The following is a 21,433-nucleotide window of genomic DNA, read 5'->3' on the forward strand; positions in this document are numbered from 1 at the left end:
GTAGCCTTTACCCGCCGAATGCCGGAATGCCGGTCTGGGCGCGCCCGAGGATGAGGGCGTGGATATCGTGGGTAACTTCATAGGTGTTAACGGCTTCCAGGTTCATCACGTGCCGGATCACATGGTACTCATCGGAGATGCCATTGCCACCATGCATGTCACGCGCGACCCGGGCAATGTCCAGGGACTTGCCGCAGTTGTTGCGCTTCATCAGGGAAATGGCATCCGGCGAGGCCTCACCGGCATCCATCATGCGTCCGAGCTGTAGCGCACCCTGCAGGCCCAGGGTGATCTCGGTCTGCATGTCCACCAGCTTCTTCTGGATGAGCTGGTTGGCGGCCAGGGGCTTGCCGAACTGCTTGCGCTCGAGAGTGTAACTACGGGCAGCGTGCCAGCAGAACTCGGCGGCACCGAGTGAGCCCCAGCTGATGCCATAGCGGGCCTTGTTCAGACAGCTGAACGGACCTTTCAGGCCTTCCACATCGAGTTTGTTCTCATCGGGGCAGAACACCTCGTCCATGAAGATGGAGCCGGTTTCCGAGGCGCGCAACGAGAACTTGCCTTCGATCTTGGGTGCGTCCAGGCCCTTGGCCCCGCGCTCCAGGACAAAACCGGTGACGACACCGTCAAGTTTGGCCCAGACGACAAAGACATCGGCAATGGGTGAGTTGGTGATCCAGGTCTTGGAACCGCTGACCAGGTAGCCGCCGTCGACCTTTTTGGCTCGGGTTTCCATGCCGCCGGGGTCGGAGCCGTGGTTGGGCTCGGTCAGACCAAAGCAGCCCACCAGCTCACCGGAAGCCAGCTTCGGCAACACCCGCTTTTTCAGCGCTTCCTGGCCAAATGAGTGAATCGGATGCATGACCAGCGATGACTGCACGGAAAGGGCAGAGCGGTAGGCCGAATCGACGCGTTCCACTTCGCGGGCGATCAGCCCGTAGCACACGTGGTTGAGGCCCGGGCCGCCGTATTCTTCCGGCAGGGTGGCACCGAGCATGCCCAGCTCGCCCATGTCGGTGAAGATGGAGCGGTCGAATTTCTCGTGACGGTTCGCCTCGGTGATGCCAGGCATCAGGCGCTGGTCACAGAAAGAGCGGATGCTGTCCCGAACCTGACGCTCGGTCTCATCCAGTTGCTTGTCCAATTGCAGCAGGTCATCCCAGGGTGCGGAAGCCATGGTGTTCTCCTCAGAAAATTAGTCAGTTGTTCGTTCAATCTGTTGCTCTTTCAATAACCATAGCAATGCCCTGGCCGACGCCAATGCACATGCTGATTAATGCGTATCGACCGCCACTGCGCTCAAGCTGGCGCGTGGCCGTCAGCGCGATCCGTGCGCCGGATGCCCCCAGCGGGTGGCCAACAGCAATGGCACCGCCGTTGGGGTTCAACCGGGAATCGGTCGGGTCTATGCCCAGTTTGGTGGTGCAGCCGAGAACCTGGGCGGCGAACGCCTCGTTGATCTCGATCACGTCCATATCGTTGATGCCCAGACCGGCGCGGGCGAGAGCCTTTTCACTGGCCGGCACTGGGCCGTAACCCATCACCTTGGGCGGAACCCCGGCGATGGCAGCGGATACGATGCGGGCGCGGGGGCGGATGCCGGCTTTCTCGCCGGCTTCGCGGGAGCCCAGGATCAATGCGGCGGCACCGTCGTTAATACCGGAGGCATTGCCGGCGGTTACTACGCCACCTTCAAACAGCGGTCGCAGACCCGCCAGCGCTTCGGCGTTGGACTGGGGGCGCGGGTGTTCGTCATTATCCACACTCAGCGGTGGCTTCTTACGCCCCTGGGGCACGTCGATCGCCAGTATCTCTTCATTATAGAAGCCGTCTTTCAGGGCGGCGTCATAGCGCGCCTGGCTCTGGGCGGCAAAGGCATCCACAGCCTCACGGCTCAGGTTCAGTTCCCGGGCAATGTTGTCGGCGGTTTCGGGCATGGTGTCTGCGCCGAACGCTGATTCGATACGGGGGTTGGGGAAGCGTGCGCCGATGGTGCTGTCGAAGGCCCGGAAATCGCGGCTGAACGGACTTTCGCTCTTGGCCATGACAAACGGCGCACGGCTCATGCTTTCGGCACCGCCGGCCACGAACAGGTCGCCTTCGCCACAGCGAACCGCGCGAGAGGCATCAATGATTGCCGCCAGGCCAGAGCCGCACAGGCGGTTGACCGTCAGGCCGCCGGTTTCCACGGGCAGGCCGGCCATCAGGCCAGCGTGGCGAGCCAGGTTACGGGCGTCTTCGCCGGCCTGGTTGGTGCAGCCGGCAATGACGTCCTCGTAGAGCTCCGGGGCAAATGCGTTGCGCTCGACCAGGGCCTTGATGACGTTGGCCAGCAGGTCATCCGGACGCACTTTCGCCAGCGCCCCGGCGTGTCGACCGAAGGGGGTTCGCAACCCGTCGTAAATGAATGCGCTCATGGCATCTCCCGTTTTCATCAGCAGGCAAACCCTGATTGTGGTCCTCCCTCCATAAGGAAGAAAGCTTCCGGGCTTGTCTTGTCATTAATGTTGATATAGTTTCGTATAGCGGAATTAAGTTTTGTATATCGAGGTTAAAGACTAATCCGGGTCTGTGTGAAATGCAACCGATACCATCATCGAGGGCGTGAAACCTGTATGAGCCGTTTTCTGGTTCCCATTGCCGTTTTAATGGAGCTTGTGGCGCTGTGTCTGCCAAGCCCTTTGCTGAGCGCGCTGTCTGGTGTGCTGTTTATTGTCTATTTCCTGTTGGTGCTGGGCCGCTTGCAGGCCTACTCCCGTTACCTGTTCCTGGTGTCGCTGGCCGTTATTGGTTATTTGACCGTGACGGACGAACTGGGGATGCCCGAACTGATGCGCGCAGCCTCCAATGCGGCGTTCTACGCAACGTTTCTGGGCAGCCTGGGCATGATGCAGTGCCTGGTTCGCCGGCTGGAAGTGCTGCAGCGCATTCACGACGTGTTGCTGGGTGGTCGCCCGGCTTTGCTGTACCCGAAATACGCGGTAGTCAGTTGCGGGATTGCCTCGGTTCTCAGTTTTGGGGTGATGAACCTGCTGTGCGGCACCCTTGCCGAAACGCTGAAAGAACGAGGCATTACCGGCGCTTCGCGCCTGCGTTGGTTGCGCAGTGTATTGATCAGCACGCTGCGAGGCTTTGCGCTGGTGCCGTTAATCGCGCCGACCAGTGTGGCAGTGGCCATTATTACCCGGGAAGTACCAACCCTGAGCTGGTCCGGGCTGCTGCCCTATGGCATCGGGAGCGCGGTGTTGCTGATCCTGGTGGGCTGGGTGCTGGAGCACAAACGGTTTCGCCTGGTCAGCAGTGAGCGACAGGTGTTGGAACACTGGCCGGCGGGAATTGGCCGGCTGGCACTACTGGTGGCGGCCATCTTTATCGCCATGGCGTTGCTGGTGCAGTTTTCCGGCCTGAAAGTGTCGGTGGCGGCGATGCTGACGGTGCCGGTGGTGACCTTCCTTTATATGTTGTGGCACGACAGATCGCTGCCGGGCGCGACGCGGGAGTCAATGGACAACATGCTCGGCATGAGTAACGAAATGTCCATATTCGCCGGTTCCGCCGGCCTCGGGGTCGCGCTGGTGGCAGTGATTCCGGCAGACGCCCTGGCCGGCCTGGCGTCGGGAGAGCTGGGGGTATTTTTGTTGGCGGCCGTCGGAATGCTGATGATGCCCATGCTTTCAGCCATTGGCGTTATTCCGATCACCGTGCTCAGCGTACAGGCCGGGCTGATGCCGCAACTGGTGGCGGAAGGTGTGAATCCGCTGCCCATCGCCGTGGCCCTGGTGATCGGTTTCTCGCTGGCGATGATGCTGTCGCCATTTGGTCCGGCGGTGATGCTGCTGTCGCGGTTCGGACAGGTCTCGCGCTGGGTGGTGGCGTTTGGCTGGAACGGGGCCTTTGTGATGGTGTCGACCCCGTTGTTGCTGGTTTTTCTCTGGGTGCTTTGGCGGGGTCTTCAGTAACCCCGGCTGGTGTCTACGATGCCGGTAATGGGCTGGCCCGTGTAATGGGCGCGGATCTTACCCGTGATCTGCTCCAGCGTGGCGTCCCGCAGGGTGCGCGCGGAAATATGCGGCGTAATGGTGACCTCCGGGCGCTGCCAGAACGGATGGTCCGCAGGCAGGGGTTCCTGGCGGAACACATCCAGCGAGGCCCGCGCCACGTGGCCGTCGTCGATGGCTTTGAGCAGGTCGTCCTCCACCAGATGTTCGCCACGGCCGACGTTGATCACCACCGCGCCCGGCATTAGCCGGCTGAACAGATCCTGATTGAGAATATCGCGGGTTTCCTCGGTCAGCGGCAGGGTGTTGACCAGCACACGGGTTGAGCCCAGAAAGTCGGGCAGCTTCTCTGCGCCAGCAAACGTGGTGACGTTCTCCAAATCATGCGCACTGCGTGCCCAGCCGTTGACCCGGTAATCCAGGTCGGCCAGCGTGCGCGCCACCCGCTTGCCAATATGGCCCAGCCCCATAATCCCCACCGGCCACTCACTGCGTTTGATCGGCCGATGAATTTTCCAGGTGTTGTCCCGTTGCTGCTCGCGATAGGTTTCCATACCGCGGCTGGCCTCCAGTAGCTGATGCAGCACGTATTCCGCCATCTGCACCGACATGCCAGCGTCTTCCAGGCGCACCACGGGAAGGTGAGAGGGCAGGTTCGGCACGGCGAGAAGGCCATCAATCCCGGCACCCAGGTTGAACACCGCTTTCAGGTTGGTTTCGCGCTCAAACAGTTCCGCCGGCGGCTGCCAGACGATGGCGTAATCGGCGTCCACAGCGGGGCCATGGGCATCCCACACGTGAACCTCAGCCTCCGGAAGCAGTTCTTTAATGGGAACTGTCCAGCGTTCAGGCTTGGGGTCTCCAGCGACAAATAGAACCTTCATGTACTCTCCCGGGGTCGTCAAAGTGACTGAATGTCTTTACGATATTTCGCTTAGCAGAATAATATACCGAAATAAATCCGTAAACCCGGCATTTTTTGCCGCAGATTCCGGGGAATTATGAAACATAAAGAAAGAGTGTTTCACATTTGGCACGGTTTTTGATCATTTTTAGTACCATTTGTGGTACTTGAACATTGCAGCGATTAAAATAGCGCAACTTTTCTACTCGCGGACGCAAGTTCCGAATTTCCGGTTATACCGGATCAGGCGCAGTTTTTGGAGGACGCCCGTTTATGACTAAAAATCAGACCACCTCACCGGACCTGTTGGCGGCGTCCGGTGATGGTGAGCCGGTGAAGCCGGAAAAAGACCGTAAATTTGTCGAGGCGCTCTCCCGTGGCCTGGATGTACTGCGTGCCTTCAGCCAGGGCTCGGTGATTCTCGGCAACCAGGACATCGCCCGCCTGACCAGCCTGCCGAAGCCGACGGTTTCGCGCATGACCTACACCCTGACCAAGCTCGGTTACCTGAGCTACAACCCGCAACTGGAAAAATACCAGCTCAGCTCCGGCGTGCTGGCTCTGGGTTACGCCTACGTGTCCAACCTCAAGGTGCGCCAACTGGCCAAGCCGTACATGGACGAATTCGCCCGCCAGACCAACATGTCCGTGGGGCTCACCTGCCGTGATCGCCTGCACATGATCTACGTGGAAAACCGCCTGCCGCCAGAAGCCTCCCTGCTGCGCATGGACATCGGCCTGAAACTGCCAATGGCGACCACCTCAGCCGGCCGTGCCTATTACTGCGCCGTTTCCGACAAAGGCCGCAAGGTCATCGACGACGCCATGGAAGCGAAATACGGTGACGCCTGGCCGGAAAAACGCGAAGGGCTTGAGCACTCCATGGAAGACTACAAAAAATACGGCTTCTGCCTCTCCCTCGGCGAGTGGGACCGCAACATCAACTCCGCCGGCGTGCCGATTCACCTGCAGGACGGCACCATCATGGCGATCACCTGTGCTGCGCCGTCTTACTTGGTGCCCGGTGAAAAGCTGCGTGAGTCCATCGCCCACCAGTTGGCGATGCTGGCCAGCGATATAGAATCGCTCGGCGTCTGATTATAGGCTAACTCATTGACCGTGGGCTCGGGCGGGGATCTCCCTCCGAAACCCTGCGGAGCCATGGATGGCGGAGCGGAGCGTACAGGGACGTATTCACAGCGTGTTTCGGAGGGAGATCCCCGCCCGGGCCTCCCCCAAGCCGATATGCCAAAAACCTCAAGATTCGTCTTGGGGTTTTTTTATGCCTGCACTTTAATTGATGGTTGAAACCTGCCGTAAAATTGTATTAAATCGTTCCTATGTTTCGCTTGTTAAAACTACATTCCATATAAGGCGAGGAGAAATTATGTCTGAGGTCGTAACTTACAACCGGGAAGACTCCATTGGCGTGATCACCGTGAACTACCCGCCGGTGAACGCCCTCAGCCACGCCGTTCGTTCCGGCCTGGTGGCTGCCCTGGAACAGGGCCAGAAAGACACCGACGCCAAAGTCCTGTTGCTGGTCTGTGAAGGCCGCACCTTTATTGCTGGTGCCGACATCCGCGAATTCGGCAAACCCATGCAGGAACCGGGTCTGGCCGCCGTCATTGAGCAGTACGAAAACAGCGACAAGCCGATTGTTGCCGCCATTCACGGCACCGCGCTGGGCGGTGGCCTGGAAACCGCGTTGGGCTGCCATTACCGCGTGGCCGTGAGCAGCGCCAAAGTCGGCCTGCCGGAAGTGAAACTGGGCCTGTTGCCGGGTGCCGGTGGTACCCAGCGATTGCCGCGACTGACCGGTGCCCAGAAAGCCCTGGAACTGATCACCTCCGGTGACTTCGTGGCCGCCAAAGACGCCTTGGCACTGGGTATTGTTGATGCCGTGGAAGACGGTGACGATATCAAAGCCGTTGGTCAGGCGTACGCCCGGAAAGTCGCGGATGAAGGCAAGCCCGCTCGTCGCGTCCGTGATCTCACCGACAAGATCGACGCCGACAAAGGCAGCGACCTGTTCGACCAGTTCCGCGCCGGCCTGCAGAAAAAAGCCCGCGGCCTGTTCTCGCCCTTCAAATGCGTGGATGCCGTGGAAGCCGCCTTCAACCTGCCGTTTGACGATGGCATGAAGCGTGAGCGTGAACTGTTCTCCGAGTGCATGGAATCGCCCCAGCGTGGCGGCCTGATTCACTCGTTCTTTGCCGAGCGTGAAGTGTCCAAGGTCAAAGGCCTGGCCAAGGACACGCCGGTGCGTGATATCCGCAAAGTGGGCGTGATTGGTGCCGGGACCATGGGTGGCGGTATCGCCATGAACTTCGCCAACGCCGGTATCCCGGTCATCATCGCCGAAGTAAAACAGGAAGCCCTGGACAAGGGCCTGGCGGTGATTCGTAAGAACTACGAAAACACCGCAAGGAAAGGCCGCATCACCGAGGCCCAGGTCGAAGAGCGCATGAGCCTGATCAGCGGCACCCTGACCTATGACGACTTCAGCGATGTGGATCTGGTGATCGAGGCCGTGTTTGAAAGCATGGACCTGAAGAAGAAAATCTTCGGTCAGCTCGACGAGGCCTGCAAGCCGGGCGCGATTCTGGCGTCTAACACCTCCACCCTGAGCATCGACGAGATTGCGGCCTCAACCAAGCGCCCGCAGGACGTAATCGGCCTGCATTTCTTCAGCCCGGCCAACGTAATGAAGCTGCTGGAAATTGTTCGTGGCGAGCAGACCTCGGACGAGGTCAAGGCCACGGCGATGACCTTGGCGAAGAAGATCAAAAAAGTCGGTGTCATGGTGGGCAACTGCTACGGCTTCGTCGGCAACCGCATGCTGCACAAGCGTGGTGCCGAGGCGATGGCACTGGTCAATGAAGGTGCGAGCCCGCAGCAGGTGGACAAAGTGCTGACCGATCTGGGCTTCCCCATGGGGCAGTTTGCCATGTCGGATCTTGCCGGTATCGATATCGGTTACAGCATCCGCGAAGAGCGCCGCAAGGCCGGTGAAGATGTGCCGGCAAGCTGGATGGACAAGTTGGCGGAACAGGGTCGTCTCGGTCAGAAAACCCAGGCCGGCGTGTACAAATACGAAGAGGGTAACCGCAAGCCGGTTCCCGATCCGCAGGTGGATCAGATCATTGCCGACTTCCGCCAGGAGCAGGGTATTGCGTCCCGCGAGATTTCCGATCAGGAGATTCTGGAGCGGTGCATGTACGTGATGATCAACGAAGGCGCGAAGATTCTGGAAGAGGGCATCGCCGATCGTTCGCTGGATATCGACATTACCTGGATCTACGGCTATGGCTTCCCGGCGTATCGGGGTGGTCCGATGTTCTGGGCGGATGAGATTGGTCTGGAAAGCATTCTGGCGTCTGTTAAGAACTTCCATGACACCCTTGGCGGTGAGCAGTGGAAGCCGGCCGGGTTGCTGGAGAAGCTGGTGGCTGAGGGGCGTAGGTTCGGCGACCTCTGATTTTAACCTGGGGGCTGGCCCCGAGGTTCGGAGGTTTGATCCTCTTGGTTTTGTAGGTCGGATTAGGCAAAGCCGTAATCCGACACTGCTGACGAAACGCCCAATTCTGCGTCGGATTACGCTTCGCTAATCCGACCTACGTGTACATCGATTCTGAAGGACACTGTTATGTCTGATGCCGTTATTGTTTCTACTGCCCGCACCGGCTTGGGTAAATCCTACCGGGGTGCGCTGAACAACACCCACTCCGTGGACCTGGCCGGTCACGTGATTCAGCACGCGGTGCAGCGGGCTGGGATTGATCCGTCCATTGTCGAAGACGTAATCCTGGGGGCCACCTTCCACGAAGGTGCCCAGGGCAAGAACATCGCTCGCCTGGCGGCGATTCGCGCCGGTTTGCCGGCGACGACGGCGGGTCTGTCGATCAACCGCTTCTGCAGTTCTGGCCTTCAGTCCATCGCCATTGCCGCCCAGCGGGTGGTGTCGGAGAAGGTGCCGGCCATGGTCGCCGGGGGTGTCGAATCTATCTCCATGGTGCAGAACGACAAGCTCAACAGCTTCCACGCCACCAACGACTGGCTGATGAAGCACAAGCCTGAGCTGTACCTGGCGATGATTGAAACTGCCGATATTGTCGCTCAACGCTACGGTGTCAGCCGTGAATCCCAGGACGAGTACGCGCTGATTTCCCAGCAGCGCACTGCGGCGGCGCAGGAAGCCGGCAAGTTCGACGATGAGATTGTGCCGTTCGATGCCACCATGATGCTGAAGGACAAGGAAACCGGGGACATCAGCCATAAGGATGTCACCCTGACGAAGGACGAATGCAACCGCCCCAATACCACGCTGGAAGGCTTGCAGGGGCTGAACCCGGTGCGCGGGGACAATCAGTTCGTCACGGCGGGCAACGCTTCCCAGCTGTCGGATGGTGCTTCCGTGTGTACGGTGATGAACTCCACTTACGCCGAGAAGCACAACATCGAGCCGATGGGTATTTTCCGTGGCTTCGCGGTCGCTGGTTGTGAGCCGGATGAGATGGGCATCGGCCCGGTGTTTGCGATTCCGCGTTTGCTGGAGCGTACCGGTCTGAAGATGGATGACATCGACCTGTGGGAGCTGAACGAAGCGTTTGCCTCTCAGGTGGTTTACTGCCGCGACCGTCTGGGTATTCCCATGGAGAAGCTGAACGTCAACGGCGGCTCCATTGCCGTAGGTCATCCCTACGGTGTCACCGGCTCCCGCCTGACCGGACACGCTCTCATCGAAGGTAAGCGCCGTGGTGCCAAATACGTTGTCGTGACCATGTGCATCGGCGGTGGACAAGGTGCGGCTGGCCTGTTTGAAGTCGTCTGAGGCTTTGTGCTTGTCGGATTACGGCTGCGCCTAATCCGACCTACATGGAAAACCGCAACCGTAGGTCGGATTAGCGACGCGTAATCCGACAACACGGCTAACAGATGCCCGGAGTGTGAGGCCATGCAACAAAAAATCATCAACACCCAGGACCTGGCATTCCAGCTGTTCGAGCTCCACGAAGTCGAGCAGGTACTGGGTTACACACGCTATTCCGAACACAACCGCGAAACTCTGCAGGCGGCTCTGGATCTGGCCCTGAAAGTCGCTGCTGAAGAGTTCGCCCCCCACGCCCGCCTGGTGGATGAGGAAGAGCCGCGGTTCGAGAACGGCCGGGTGGAGATGCGTCCGGAAGTCAAAAAAGCTCTCGACCTGCTGCGGGACACCGGCCTGATGGCCGCCGGTCAGGACTTTGAACGTGGCGGCATGCAGCTGCCCGCTGCCGTGGCCCAGATGTGTGTGGGCATGCTGAAAGGTGCCAACGTAGGCACCCAGGGTTACGCCGGGCTGACCATTGCGGCGGCCAACCTGATCATGGCCCAGGGCAGCGAGCATCAGCAGAAGAAGTTTGCCGAGCCGATGATGGCCGGTCGGTTCTTCGGCACCATGTGCCTGACAGAGCCTCATTCCGGCTCGTCCCTCGGTGATCTGCGTACCCGCGCGGAGCCGCAGGCCGATGGCAGCTATCGACTGTTCGGCAACAAAATCTTCATCTCTGGCGGTGACCACGAGCTGAGCGAGAACATCGTTCACATGGTACTCGGCCGTTTGCCGGATGCCCCTGCCGGGGTGAAAGGCATTTCCCTGTTTATCGTACCCAAGGTGCTGGTCAACGAGGACGGCAGCCTGGGTAAGCGCAACGATGTGGCGCTGGCGGGTCTGATCCACAAGATGGGCTACCGGGGCACCACCTCCACCATGCTCAACTTTGGTGAGCAGGACGGTGCCGTGGGTTACCTGGTTGGGGAGCCCAATAATGGCCTGGCGGCGATGTTCCACATGATGAACGAAGCCCGCATCGGCGTGGGTCTGGGCTCGGTGATGTTGGGTTACACCGGCTACCTTCACGCCCTGGACTACGCCCGCGAGCGCAAACAGGGCCGCCCGGTAGGCGAGAAAGACCCCAATACGCCACAAGTCCCACTGATCCGCCACGCCGACATCCGCCGCATGCTGCTGACCCAGAAAGCCTACGTGGAAGGCGGCCTGGCGCTGTGCCTGCAGGGTGCCATGCTGGTGGACGAGAAAAAACACGCGGTCACCGATGAGCAGCGCAAACTTGCTGCCGGCCTGCTGGATCTGCTGACCCCGATCATCAAATCCTGGCCCTCGCAGTTCTGCCTGGAAGCCAACAGCCTGGCGATCCAGGTGCACGGCGGTTACGGCTACACCCGGGAATACCCGGTGGAACAGTTCTACCGCGACAACCGCCTCAACCCGATCCATGAAGGCACCCACGGCATTCAGGGCATTGACCTGCTGGGCCGCAAGGTCTCCATGGCCGACGGTCGGTTCTATCAGGAGCTGATGAGCCGAATTGAAGCCACCACTGGCGAAGCTCGTGGCAACGAACGCCTGTCGACCTGTGCCGACCAACTGGATCGGGCAGTGAAAGCCTTATCCATGGCGACGGATGCCATCAACGCCGAAAAATCCGGCGGCAACGTGGAAAAAGCCCTGGCCAACGCCTCGCTCTATCTGGAAGCCTTCGGGCACACCGTCGTGGGCTGGCTCTGGCTGCGACAGGCGATCAAGGCCGTTGCCGGACTGGAAGGAACCGGAGAGCAGACAGCAGAATTCTACGAGGGTAAGGTGAAAGCCTGTGAGTATTTTGCGCGCTATGAGTTGCCGAAAGTGGTCAGCCTGGCAGAGTTATTGAAGGCTGTGGATACCACCGCGCTGGGTATGCAGGATGCTGAGTTTTAGAATGGCCTTGTTTGTCGGATTACGCTTCGCTAATCCGACCTACGGGTGCGGGGTTGGCATGTAGGTCGGATTAGGCACAGCCGTAATCCGACAGGTATCCCACCTCGCGACTAGCCCCCTAACAAGAAGACTAAGTAAAACCAAGGAGCCAACAACAATGGACAGAAAAGCCAAAGCCGTCGTCTGCCGCGAATGGGGCCAGCCCGTTCAGGTGGAAACCATCACCGTGGAAGGCCCCAAGCGGGACGAAATCACCCTCAAGATCGGCGCCTGCGGCGTCTGCCACAGTGACCAGTCCGCCACCACCGGCAAAATTCCCTACCCCGCACCGCTGGTTCTTGGCCATGAAGCCGCGGGCGTGGTCATCGAAGTGGGCGAGGGCGTTACCGCCTTCAAAGAAGGCGACCATGTGGTCAGCTCCTTCATCTCCATGTGCGGTAAATGCCGCCAGTGCGTTCGCGGCCGCCCGGTTTTGTGTGAAAACGCCCGCAAAGCCATGTTCACCCTGCCCGATGGCACTGTGCGCACCAAAGGCGCGGATGGCGAAGACCTCAACGTGTTCGGCGCCTGCGGTGTGATGGCCGAGTACGCCACCATGCACGTGGACAACTGCGTCAAAGTGGACGACACCATCCCCATGCAGAACGCCGCTCTGGTCGGCTGTGCGGTCATGACCGGCGTCGGTGCCGTGTTCAACACCGCCCAGGTCGAACCCGGTTCCCGTACCGCCGTCTTCGGCATTGGCGGCGTGGGCCTGAACGCCATTCAGGGTTGTGTCACCGCCGGCGCGGAAATGATCGTCGCGGTAGACAACAACGAGAAAAAACTTCAGATGGCCCGGGGTTTCGGTGCCACCCACACCGTCAACATCAGCGAAGTGGAAGACGCCGCCAAAGCCGTGAAAAAACTCACCGGCGGCGTGGATTACGCCTTCGAATGCGTGGGTGCTGGTGCTGTGGTGGAGCAGGCCTACAAATGCCTCGGGCGCGGCGGCACCGCCGTGGTGGTGGGTGTGTCGGACCCGAAAGACAAAACCTCCATTACCACCCTGACCCTGCCGGCGGACGAGCGGGTACTCAAAGGCAGCTGGTTGGGTTCCGCCCGTCCACAATACGATTTCCCGCGTATCCTCGGTCTGTATAAGGCCGGCAAACTCAAGCTCGACGAACTGGTGACCACCACCTACGCCATCGATGACGCCGCCCAGGCGTTCGAGGACATGCTGGCCGGCAAGAACGCCCGTGGTGTCATTGTGTTCGAGACAGACAAAGGAGTGACGCAATGAACAACCTGAGCAAGAACTACATCAATGGCCACTGGGTGAACTGGACTGGCGACACCATCGAGGTGCACGAAGCCGGCACTGGCGAAGTCATCGCCAAGGTACCCGCCTCCGGTCGCGAAGAAATGGAACAGGCCATCGCCGCCGCCGATGCTGCGTTTGAAAGCTGGTCCGAGAGCACGCTGGCGCAGCGCATCAAGGTGCTGGAACAGCTGCACGCGGGCCTGAAAGAGCGCGCCGGCGACATCGCCGAAACCGTGTGCCGCGAAGTGGGCATGCCCATCAAACTGGCCACCGGCATCCAGGCCGGCCTGCCCGCCACCGTGACCAAGAGCTACCTGAAACTGCTGCCGGATTTCCCGTTTACCGAGCAGTCCGGTAACTCGGAAGTGCAGAAGGCCCCGGTGGGTGTGGTGGGTTGCATCACCCCGTGGAACTACCCGCTGCACCAGGTGATCCTCAAGATCGTGCCGGCCATCGCCGCCGGCTGCACCCTGGTACTCAAACCGTCTGAAATCGCGCCCCAGAGTGCTTACATCCTGGCCGAGATTCTCGACGGCACCGACCTGCCCAAGGGCGTGTTCAACCTCGTGTGCGGCGAAGGCCAGACCGTGGGTGACACCCTGATCAAGCATCCGGACGTGCGCATGGTGTCCTTCACCGGCTCCACCCGCACCGGCAACCTGATCGCCCACGCCGCCGCCGATGACTTCAAGCGCATCGCTCTGGAAATGGGCGGCAAATCCGCCTCAGTGATCCTTCCGGACGCCGACCTGGGTGCCGCAGTGAAAGGCACCATCAACAACTGCCTGCTCAACTCCGGCCAGACCTGCACCGCGCTGACCCGCATGCTGGTGCCGGCCGATCAACACGACGAAGCCTGCGAACTGGCGGCGGCCGCGGTTGCCAAGATGACCCCGGGCAACCCGCTGGAAGAAACCACTCGCCTGGGCCCACTCGCCTCGGCGCAGCAGCGTGACAAGGTCATCGACTACATCAAGCTGGGCATCGAAGAAGGTCACAAGCTCGTTGCCGGTGGCCCGGAAGCGCCGGAAGGCTGCGACAAAGGCTACTTCGTGAAAGCCACGGTGTTCGGCAACGTCAAACCCGACAGCCGCCTGGCCCAGGAAGAAATCTTCGGCCCGGTATTGTGCGTGATCCCCTACCAGGATGAGGCGGAAGCCATCCGCATCGCCAACAGCACCGAATACGGCCTGTCTGGCGCGGTCTGGTCCGCGGATGCCGACAAGGCAAAAAAGGTCGCCAGCAAGCTGCGCACCGGCCAGGTATTCGTCAACGGCGGCGCGTTCAACCCCATGGCCCCGTTCGGCGGTTTCGGCCACTCAGGCATCGGCCGCGAATTCGGCAAATGGGGGCTGGAAGAGTTTCTGGAAGTTCGGTCGCTGCAGCTGTAAAGGCCTAAGCTCAGGCCTTGCCGCCAAGCAGGATACGAACCGCCGTGCAGGCGTCTTCCAGCTCCTCATCGCGAGGCGGGCGGCCATTGATGATGTCGCTGTACAGGCAGGACTCGGCAAGCCGCACCATAAAGTAGGACAGGCTGTTGATGTTCAGGGGCGGATTGATATGCCCGGAGGCCACCTGATCCCGCAGCGTGCGGGTATTGGCCTCCACGGTGCGGCTATGAATCGTGGACTGGGTAGACGTCAGTATCTTCAGTGCGTATTCCGGATCTTCCCGGATAAAGCGCTGCAAAGGCTCGGAATGCAGCAGCGTGGAATTGATGTGCCGGTATACCCCAACCACAAAATCCACGCCTTGTCCTGGCGTTCTGCTTAACGCGTCCAGTCGCAGAGGTTCGTAGAGTGACCAAAGCACTTCACCCAGCAACAACTCCTTGTTGCCGACCCAGCGAAACAGGGTGGCCCGCCCGATATTCAGCTCCGCCGACAGTGACGCGAGGTGAATGCGTTCGCCTTTGAGCCACATTCTCCGGGCTTTGCGAAAGGCATCGGCCGGGGTGGCCCTTGTTGTTGTTTTTTCTGTCACTGCAACCTCGTTTTGGTAACTCAATTCATTTTAACGACAAAACAGGAAACCCGCTATGAAGACCCGAATCACTGAACTGTTTGGCATTCGCCACCCGGTCATCCAGGGCGGCATGCACCATGTAGGCTACGCGGAGCTGGCGGCCGCAGTTTCCAACGCCGGTGGCCTGGGTATCATCACCGGTTTGACCCAGCCTACCCCGGAAGACCTGGCCAGGGAAATTGCACGTTGTGCTGAGATGACCGATCACCCCTTCGGCGTAAACCTGACGTTTCTGCCGTCGTTCAAGGCACCGCCCTACCCGGAATACATTCAGGCCATTATCGACGGGGGCGTGAAGGTGGTTGAGACCGCAGGGCGCAGCCCGGAGCAATACATGCCGCAGCTCAAGGCCGCCGGCATCAAGGTGATTCATAAATGTACGTCGGTACGCCACGCCCTCAAGGCCGAAGCAATCGGCTGTGACGCGGTCAGCGTGGACGGTTTCGAATGTGGCGGTCACCCCGGTGAAGACGACATCCCCAATTTTATCCTGCTGCCCCGGGCGGCGGAAGAACTCAGCATTCCGTTTGTGGCGTCCGGCGGCATGGCCGATGGTCGCAGTCTGGTCGCGGCGATGGCGCTGGGTGCCGAGGGCATGAATATGGGCACCCGCTTTCTGGCCACCACCGAAGCGCCCATCCACGACAACGTTAAGCAGGCCATTGTTGAGGCTGACGAGCTGCAAACCCGGTTGATCATGCGCAACCTGCGCAACACCGAGCGGGTCATGAAAAACGCCGCCGTGGATGAAATTATCCGCATCGAACACGAAAAAGGCGAGGCGGAAACCATCGATGACATCCGCCACCTGGTCACCGGTGTCAAAGGCCGGCTGGTGCTGCAGGAAGGCAAGATGGATGAGGCCGCCTGGAGCTGCGGCATGGTGGCGGGACTGATCCACGATATTCCCAGCTGCGAGGAGCTGGTTGGCCGCATCATGGATGACGCTGACAACCTGATCCGCCAACGCCTGATGGGCACACTCGAAGCCTGACGTAAGGGCGCAAGGCCGCCGTGACACATTTGTGAAGTTTCCGCGTTACACTCTGGGTAAGTCGATATTCAAGGCCAGAGAGAATTCGTAACCGATGACGCGGCAGGTACTGATCATTGAGGATAACCCGGGTATTGGCGAGCTGGTGCGTATGCACGTGGCCGACCTGGGCATGCACCCGATCCTGTGTGATCGAGGTGATACCGGGCTTGAGCGGTTTCGCGAAGGCGGCATCGACCTGGTGGTGCTTGATCTGATGTTGCCCGGTATGGACGGGCTTTCGGTGTGCCGAGAGATCCGCTCCGGCCAGGGCTATGTGCCGGTGCTGATGCTGACGGCCAAGAGCACAGAGCTGGACCGCGTGCTGGGCCTGGAAATGGGCGCGGACGACTACCTCACCAAACCCTTCAGCGTGGCCGAACTGGCAGCCAGGGTGAAGGCCCTGTTCCGGCGGGTGGACGCCATGGCAGCCGCGCCAGCCGGGGACTCGGGCAATAACGAATTGACGGCGGATGGGCTGCGCATTGATCCGACGCGCCGCCGAGTGTTTGTGCGGGACCAGGAAGTGGAGCTTACCGCGCGGGAGTTTGACCTGCTCTGGCACTTTGCCAGCCATCCGGGCCGGGTGTTCAGCCGCGCCCAACTGCTGGACAAGGTCTGGGGTTACAACCACGAAGGTTACGAGCACACCGTCAACACCCACATCAACCGCCTGCGGGGCAAGATCGAAACCGACCCGGCCCGGCCGGAATTTGTCGAGACCGTATGGGGGGTGGGTTATCGCTTCCGGGACTGACCCATGCTGAAAACACTCTACACCCGGCTGGCGGTGGGCCTGTTCCTGTTGTTGCTGGCGGTCGGCCTGCTCTATACCTTTATCAGCCTGTACTCGCTGCGAGAATACAGCGCCTCGGTCAACCAGGAGCTGCACCGGGACTTGGCAAAGAACCTGGTAGCGGACAGAAATCTGGTGAGTGACGGAGAGCTTGATCGCAGTGCTCTGAAAACGCTGTTCGCGCTGTACATGACCATCAATCCCAGCATTGAGATCTACCTGCTGGATCTGAATGGCACCATCCTCTCCTATTCGGCGGACCCGGCAAAAATCAAACGTAAACAGGTCTCCCTGACCCCTCTGCGCCAATTAATGAAAGACATGAGCCGTTACCCCGTGCTGGGTGACGATCCCCGCAGTCACGACCGGCAAAAAGTGTTTTCCGTGACCCCGGTGCCCTCGGCGGAGGATCCCCAAGGCTATCTCTACGTGGTGTTGCGGGGTGAAGAATACGACGCCGCAGAAACCATGGCCCGCAGTGGCCAGGTGCTCGAGCTGAGTGCCACGGCGCTGCTGGTGAGCCTGGTGGTGGTGATGATTGCGGGGCTGGCGATTTTCCGGCTGCTGACCCGCCGCCTGACATCGTTAACCCGGCTAGTGGAAGAGTTCGAGAACAGCGACATGAGTCGCAACCCGTCCCACACCTGGCGCGACAGGCATCCAGAGGTGCGTGATGAGGTTGACTATCTGGGCGTGACCTTCGACGACATGGCAAGCCGGATTGCCACCCAGATTGAGCAGCTGACGGAGAAAGACGCCCAGCGCCGTCAGCTGGTTGCTCAGGTATCCCATGACCTGCGCACGCCTCTGGCCTCCATGCAGGGCTTCATCGAAAGCCTGAAATTGCGGCGTGATCGCCTCAGCCCGGAAGAGCAGGACCGCTTTCTCGACATCGCCCTCAAAGAAGGCCGTCGCCTGAACCGCCTGGTGGAAGAACTGTTCGAGCTGGCGGCCCTGGAAGCGCAGGAAAAGCAGCCTGTGCCAGAGCCATTTCCGCTCGCGGAGCTGGTGCACGATGTGGTTCAGAAGCACGGGCCGGAGGCACGCAACCGGCAGCTTGAGCTGGTTGTTGAGGGCGACCCGAACCAGCCGCGGGCCTACGCAGACCTCGCGATGACCGAGCGGGTGCTGGACAACCTGATCGGTAATGCCCTTGCTTACAGCCCGGCAGGGGGGCGTGTTGAGGTGGCTGTCGGGCGAATAGACGACCGCCTGGAAGTCTGCGTCCGCGACAGCGGCCCGGGCATTCCGGAGCAGGATCTGCCTCACATTTTTGATCCGTTCTATCGGGGCGAATCCGTGGCTGGTTCCGATGGCCATGCCGGTCTCGGGCTGGCCATTGCGCGCAGGATCATGACCTTGCAGGGCGGCGATATCCGCGCTGAAAATCGCCCCTCCGGAGGCGCTTCGTTCTGCATACGGTTACCGGTAACGGCACCGACCTGAATAATTTGCGTCCACACTGATCTCTGAGTCGTTATACAAACGTAATAGACAGGAGAAAATGTTGTGATGAATCCCCTGCATACTGGTCACAGTATCCAAAGGGTAAGAGGTTAAGGTTATGAAAAAGTATCTGTTACTGACATCCACCGCCATTGCCATCGCGGTGGCCGGTGTGCAGGTTTTCGCCTCCAGCGATACCGGTTCCAGGTATGCGCCGGATGATCCAGGCCTGGCCGTGGCAACGTTTGCCGGCGGATGCTTCTGGTGCGTGGAAGCCGCGTACGAGGAAAACGTGCCGGGCGTTGCCGAGGCGGTCTCCGGCTACAGCGGCGGCGAGCAAAAAGACCCGACCTACGAACAGGTCGCGGGTGGTCGCACCAGCCACACCGAAGCTGTTCAGGTCTATTACGACCCGCAGGAAATTACCTACGAAGGCCTGCTCCAGGCGCTGTGGCGGACCGCCAATCCGACCGACGTAAACGGTCAGTATGTGGACCGTGGCGAGCAGTATCGTCCGGCGATTTTCTATCACAACGAGGCACAGAGGCGGGCAGCTGAAGCGTCCGTCAAGGCGCTGGAGGCATCCGGCCGTTATGATGACCCGGTGGCGATTGAGATTGTTCCCTTCGAGTCCTTTTACGACGCCGAGGAATACCACCAGGATTACTACAACAAGAACCCGCTGCGCTATAAGTTCTACACTCACAATTCCGGACGCTACCAGTTTATCGAAAAGGTCTGGGGTGATGATCAGGACGTCGACTATTCACAGTTCCGACCGCAAGCCAGCGGCATGGGGAACGAGGCCGTGGACCAGCAGTCCTTCCAGAAACCGGACGACGAAGCGCTGAAACGCATGCTCACCGCAGAGCAGTATCGGGTGACTCAGAAAGACGGTACCGAGAAAGCGTTCGACAATGAGTACTGGGATGAAAAGCGCCCGGGCCTTTATGTCGATGTGGTCTCCGGCGAACCGCTGTTTTCATCCAGGGACAAATACAAGTCCGGCACCGGCTGGCCGAGCTTTACCCGGCCGCTCTCGTCGGATGTGGTGGTGGAAAAGGAAGACCGTTCCCTGTTCATGAGCCGCACGGAAATTCGCAGCGTCCTCGCGGACTCCCATCTGGGACACGTGTTCAACGATGGCCCGGACCCGACCGGCCTGCGCTATTGCATGAATTCGGCGGCGCTGCGCTTTATCCCGCTTGAGCGGATGGAAGAAGAGGGCTACGGCCGTTACATCAGTGACGTGCAGGGTGAGAGTGATAGCCCGATGGCTGCGTCACAACCATAGGTTGCTCACCGGGGTTTCGGCCCCGAAATGGTGGAATACCTGGGCCTGCAGTAACTCCGCCGTCGCAATGGCGTCAATCAGCGCATTGTGGGCGGCGTAGTGAGGCAGACTGTAACGCAGACGGCTGTCGGCCAGGCGGATGGACATCGGTTTTGCACCTCTGAACTTTTGCCACCGCGAGGGTTTGCGATCCGGGTGCAGGTGCGCCTCGATTGCCATGGTATCGATGACCGGAAACTCGATACTTTCCTGCAAACGCCACTTCAAGGCGACATCAAAGAACGGTCGCTCAATGCTGCGGTAGTGCACCACCACCACTTTGCCGGCCATCGCCGCCAGTACGTCTTCGAGCACATCGTCCAGATCCGGTGCCTGATCAATGTCGGTATGGGTGATGCCGTGGATGGTGATGGAGGTCTGGTGCAGTGGCAGTTGTGGCCGCACCACCCAATGCTGGCCTTCACCGAGCCGGATGCCCTGAAGTGAGAAAGGCACCAGGCCAATGCTGACAATGGAGTGCTGATCAGGGTCCAGGCCGGTGGTCTCGAAATCCAGAGCCAGCAGGGGTACCTCGGACATTGGCGTGTCAGGTGCTACGCAGCCCTTGTCGTAAAAGCGTTTCAGGCGCGGGTCCCGGGCTTCCTCTGCTCGCATTTGAAGGCGCTCGGGCCAGTTCTTGTGGGTGGTGGTCATCTCAGACATGCCGGCTGACCTGCGCGGAGTAACGGAACTTCAGGAATTTCTGGGCGTTGCTCACCACCTGGAAGGCGTCTTTCAGGTGGCTGCGCTCGAAGGGCGACAGGTCCTCCGGCCGCACGTTGTTGTCGGGTTCCCGCCCGGCCTCGATGGCCAGCGCCTGATGGCGGATGCGCACAATGGAGATGAATTCCAGGGCATCCCGCAGATTGCCGACGCCATCCTCCGGAATCAGCTTGGTGTCGGCGATGGCTTTGAGGCGGTCGAACGAGTTTTGCGCGCGGGAGCCGCAGGCCAGTGCGTGCACGCGGATCAGGTCTGACAAGGGCGCGGTGCCACGCCGTTTGAGGTTAAAGGTCTTGTTGTGTTTGCCGTCTTCCTCCATCACGAAGGTGCGGAAAAAGCCCAGCGGCGGCGTGCGGTTCAGTGCGTTGCGGGCCAGCAGGGCAAGAAAGCGCTGACTGTTACTGGCTTTTTCGCACACCAGTGTTTTCAGCTGTTCGGCATACTCGTTGCGACCATGGATGCCATCCAGATCAAAGAAAATGTTGCAGTTCAGCAGCGCTTCCGCCCTTGGATTTTGTATCCAGTCGGAAAAATAGTCTTTCCACACCTTCAGTGGCTGTCGCCACTTTTCGTTGGTGGCCATGATGTCGCCGGTGCAGTAGGTATAACCGCAGGCATCCAGGCCGTCGCTGACGAACTTCGCCAGTGCCAGAAAATAGGCGTCGTGCTGCTCGGGGTCGAAGCTGTCGTCCAGGATCATGGCGTTGTCCTGGTCGGTGACCACCAGTTGTTCGTCCCGCGCCATGGAGCCCAGAGCCATGAAGCAATAGGGCACCGGTGGCGGCCCCAGCTTTTCTTCGCCCAACTCCAGCAAACGCTGGGAGAAGCTGCGGCCGATCCCGGCCATGGCGCTGCCGATCATACGGGAGTTGGCGTCTTCATTGACCATGCGGACAAAACTGTCGCGCACATCCAGGCTGACCTTTTTCAGACCTTTGACGTCTTGCTGGCGATAGATGTTGCTGACCAGATAAAGGCTGCTCTGGCTCTCGTACTTGACGATGTCGGCCAGCGCGATCACCCCGCGCACTTCGCCATTTTCCATGACCGGCAGGTGGTGCACGTTGTTGTGCAGCATGGTGAGCATGGCTTCGAAGATAAAGCTTTGC

Annotated in this window: 17 protein-coding genes; 11 read left to right on the forward strand and 6 right to left on the reverse strand. The window is 60.0% G+C overall.

What is annotated here, in order from left to right:
• Positions 1-7: 7 nt before the first annotated feature.
• The gene (locus tag WD429_RS11310; protein WP_368422277.1) at positions 8-1,177 is read right to left on the reverse strand and encodes an acyl-CoA dehydrogenase; all 1,170 of its coding nucleotides are present in this window, start codon (positions 1,175-1,177) and stop codon (positions 8-10) included.
• Between the two features lie 34 nt (positions 1,178-1,211).
• On the reverse strand, positions 1,212-2,417 hold the full coding sequence (locus WD429_RS11315; RefSeq protein WP_368422278.1) for a 3-oxoadipyl-CoA thiolase: 1,206 nt from the start codon (positions 2,415-2,417) through the stop codon (positions 1,212-1,214).
• 198 nt (positions 2,418-2,615) lie between these two features.
• Between WD429_RS11315 and WD429_RS11320 the strand changes: the two genes are divergently transcribed.
• A complete protein-coding gene (locus WD429_RS11320) occupies positions 2,616-3,959 on the forward strand; it encodes a hypothetical protein (RefSeq protein ID WP_368422279.1) in 1,344 nt (447 codons plus the stop codon).
• Here WD429_RS11320 and WD429_RS11325 read toward each other — a convergent pair.
• A complete protein-coding gene (locus tag WD429_RS11325; protein ID WP_368422280.1) occupies positions 3,953-4,882 on the reverse strand; it encodes a 2-hydroxyacid dehydrogenase in 930 nt (309 codons plus the stop codon). The two genes, WD429_RS11320 and WD429_RS11325, sit on opposite strands and share 7 nt — an antisense overlap.
• Before the next feature lie 293 nt (positions 4,883-5,175).
• Between WD429_RS11325 and WD429_RS11330 the strand changes: the two genes are divergently transcribed.
• From WD429_RS11330 to WD429_RS11355, 6 genes are all read left to right on the forward strand, one after another.
• Positions 5,176-6,000 (forward strand): IclR family transcriptional regulator, encoded by an 825-nt coding sequence (locus WD429_RS11330; protein ID WP_368422281.1) that lies wholly within the window; start codon positions 5,176-5,178, stop codon positions 5,998-6,000.
• A 289-nt stretch (positions 6,001-6,289) separates the two neighbouring features.
• Positions 6,290-8,383, forward strand: a complete 2,094-nt coding sequence (locus WD429_RS11335; RefSeq protein WP_368422282.1) for a 3-hydroxyacyl-CoA dehydrogenase NAD-binding domain-containing protein — start codon at positions 6,290-6,292, stop codon at positions 8,381-8,383.
• Positions 8,384-8,551: 168 nt separating this feature from the next.
• On the forward strand, positions 8,552-9,736 hold the full coding sequence (locus tag WD429_RS11340) for an acetyl-CoA C-acyltransferase (RefSeq protein ID WP_368422283.1): 1,185 nt from the start codon (positions 8,552-8,554) through the stop codon (positions 9,734-9,736).
• Positions 9,737-9,859: 123 nt separating this feature from the next.
• Entirely contained in the window at positions 9,860-11,662 is a 1,803-nt protein-coding gene (locus WD429_RS11345; protein WP_368422284.1) for an acyl-CoA dehydrogenase, read from the forward strand.
• Positions 11,663-11,819: 157 nt separating this feature from the next.
• Positions 11,820-12,947 (forward strand): zinc-binding dehydrogenase, encoded by a 1,128-nt coding sequence (locus tag WD429_RS11350; protein ID WP_368422285.1) that lies wholly within the window; start codon positions 11,820-11,822, stop codon positions 12,945-12,947.
• Entirely contained in the window at positions 12,944-14,359 is a 1,416-nt protein-coding gene (locus WD429_RS11355; protein WP_368422286.1) for an aldehyde dehydrogenase family protein, read from the forward strand. Before WD429_RS11350 ends, WD429_RS11355 begins: the two co-directional genes overlap by 4 nt.
• 10 nt (positions 14,360-14,369) lie before the next feature.
• Here WD429_RS11355 and WD429_RS11360 read toward each other — a convergent pair whose 3' ends face one another.
• Positions 14,370-14,951: a QsdR family transcriptional regulator gene (locus tag WD429_RS11360; RefSeq protein ID WP_368422287.1), complete on the reverse strand. Its 582-nt coding sequence runs from the start codon at positions 14,949-14,951 to the stop codon at positions 14,370-14,372.
• Between the two features lie 55 nt (positions 14,952-15,006).
• On the opposite strand from WD429_RS11360, the gene WD429_RS11365 reads away from it, so the two are divergent.
• The 4 genes from WD429_RS11365 to msrB all read left to right on the forward strand — a co-directional run bounded on the left by WD429_RS11365 (position 15,007) and on the right by msrB (position 19,562).
• Entirely contained in the window at positions 15,007-15,987 is a 981-nt protein-coding gene (locus tag WD429_RS11365) for an NAD(P)H-dependent flavin oxidoreductase (protein WP_368422288.1), read from the forward strand.
• A 94-nt stretch (positions 15,988-16,081) separates the two neighbouring features.
• Positions 16,082-16,783: a winged helix-turn-helix domain-containing protein gene (locus WD429_RS11370; protein WP_368422289.1), complete on the forward strand. Its 702-nt coding sequence runs from the start codon at positions 16,082-16,084 to the stop codon at positions 16,781-16,783.
• Between the two features lie 3 nt (positions 16,784-16,786).
• A complete protein-coding gene (locus WD429_RS11375; RefSeq protein WP_368422290.1) occupies positions 16,787-18,268 on the forward strand; it encodes a sensor histidine kinase in 1,482 nt (493 codons plus the stop codon).
• A 118-nt stretch (positions 18,269-18,386) separates the two neighbouring features.
• On the forward strand, positions 18,387-19,562 hold the full coding sequence (gene msrB / locus WD429_RS11380) for a peptide-methionine (R)-S-oxide reductase MsrB (RefSeq protein WP_368422291.1): 1,176 nt from the start codon (positions 18,387-18,389) through the stop codon (positions 19,560-19,562).
• On the opposite strand, the gene WD429_RS11385 is transcribed toward msrB, so the two are convergent.
• Complete coding sequence (locus WD429_RS11385) at positions 19,551-20,264, reverse strand: 3'-5' exonuclease (RefSeq protein ID WP_368422292.1); 714 nt, start codon at positions 20,262-20,264, stop codon at positions 19,551-19,553. The two genes, msrB and WD429_RS11385, sit on opposite strands and share 12 nt — an antisense overlap.
• Positions 20,257-21,433: putative nucleotidyltransferase substrate binding domain-containing protein (locus WD429_RS11390; protein WP_368422293.1), on the reverse strand; the 1,177-nt coding region annotated here is incomplete at its 5' end. The genes WD429_RS11390 and WD429_RS11385, both read right to left, overlap by 8 nt.

Origin of the sequence: Marinobacter sp. (assembly GCF_040904845.1) — a bacterium.
Taxonomy (GTDB): Bacteria; Pseudomonadota; Gammaproteobacteria; order Pseudomonadales; family Oleiphilaceae; genus Marinobacter.

What these genes read in the sequence shown, in the direction of transcription:
- WD429_RS11375 (WP_368422290.1), top strand. Translation starts at nt 16,787, where the DNA reads ATGCTGAAAACACTCTACACCCGGCTGGCGGTGGGCCTGTTCCTGTTG.
- WD429_RS11310 (WP_368422277.1), bottom strand. Translation starts at nt 1,177, where the DNA reads ATGGCTTCCGCACCCTGGGATGACCTGCTGCAATTGGACAAGCAACTG.
- WD429_RS11365 (WP_368422288.1), top strand. Translation starts at nt 15,007, where the DNA reads ATGAAGACCCGAATCACTGAACTGTTTGGCATTCGCCACCCGGTCATC.
- WD429_RS11335 (WP_368422282.1), top strand. Translation starts at nt 6,290, where the DNA reads ATGTCTGAGGTCGTAACTTACAACCGGGAAGACTCCATTGGCGTGATC.
- WD429_RS11345 (WP_368422284.1), top strand. Translation starts at nt 9,860, where the DNA reads ATGCAACAAAAAATCATCAACACCCAGGACCTGGCATTCCAGCTGTTC.
- WD429_RS11320 (WP_368422279.1), top strand. Translation starts at nt 2,616, where the DNA reads ATGAGCCGTTTTCTGGTTCCCATTGCCGTTTTAATGGAGCTTGTGGCG.
- WD429_RS11340 (WP_368422283.1), top strand. Translation starts at nt 8,552, where the DNA reads ATGTCTGATGCCGTTATTGTTTCTACTGCCCGCACCGGCTTGGGTAAA.
- WD429_RS11325 (WP_368422280.1), bottom strand. Translation starts at nt 4,882, where the DNA reads ATGAAGGTTCTATTTGTCGCTGGAGACCCCAAGCCTGAACGCTGGACA.
- WD429_RS11370 (WP_368422289.1), top strand. Translation starts at nt 16,082, where the DNA reads ATGACGCGGCAGGTACTGATCATTGAGGATAACCCGGGTATTGGCGAG.
- WD429_RS11350 (WP_368422285.1), top strand. Translation starts at nt 11,820, where the DNA reads ATGGACAGAAAAGCCAAAGCCGTCGTCTGCCGCGAATGGGGCCAGCCC.
- WD429_RS11385 (WP_368422292.1), bottom strand. Translation starts at nt 20,264, where the DNA reads ATGTCTGAGATGACCACCACCCACAAGAACTGGCCCGAGCGCCTTCAA.
- WD429_RS11330 (WP_368422281.1), top strand. Translation starts at nt 5,176, where the DNA reads ATGACTAAAAATCAGACCACCTCACCGGACCTGTTGGCGGCGTCCGGT.
- WD429_RS11315 (WP_368422278.1), bottom strand. Translation starts at nt 2,417, where the DNA reads ATGAGCGCATTCATTTACGACGGGTTGCGAACCCCCTTCGGTCGACAC.
- WD429_RS11355 (WP_368422286.1), top strand. Translation starts at nt 12,944, where the DNA reads ATGAACAACCTGAGCAAGAACTACATCAATGGCCACTGGGTGAACTGG.
- msrB (WP_368422291.1), top strand. Translation starts at nt 18,387, where the DNA reads ATGAAAAAGTATCTGTTACTGACATCCACCGCCATTGCCATCGCGGTG.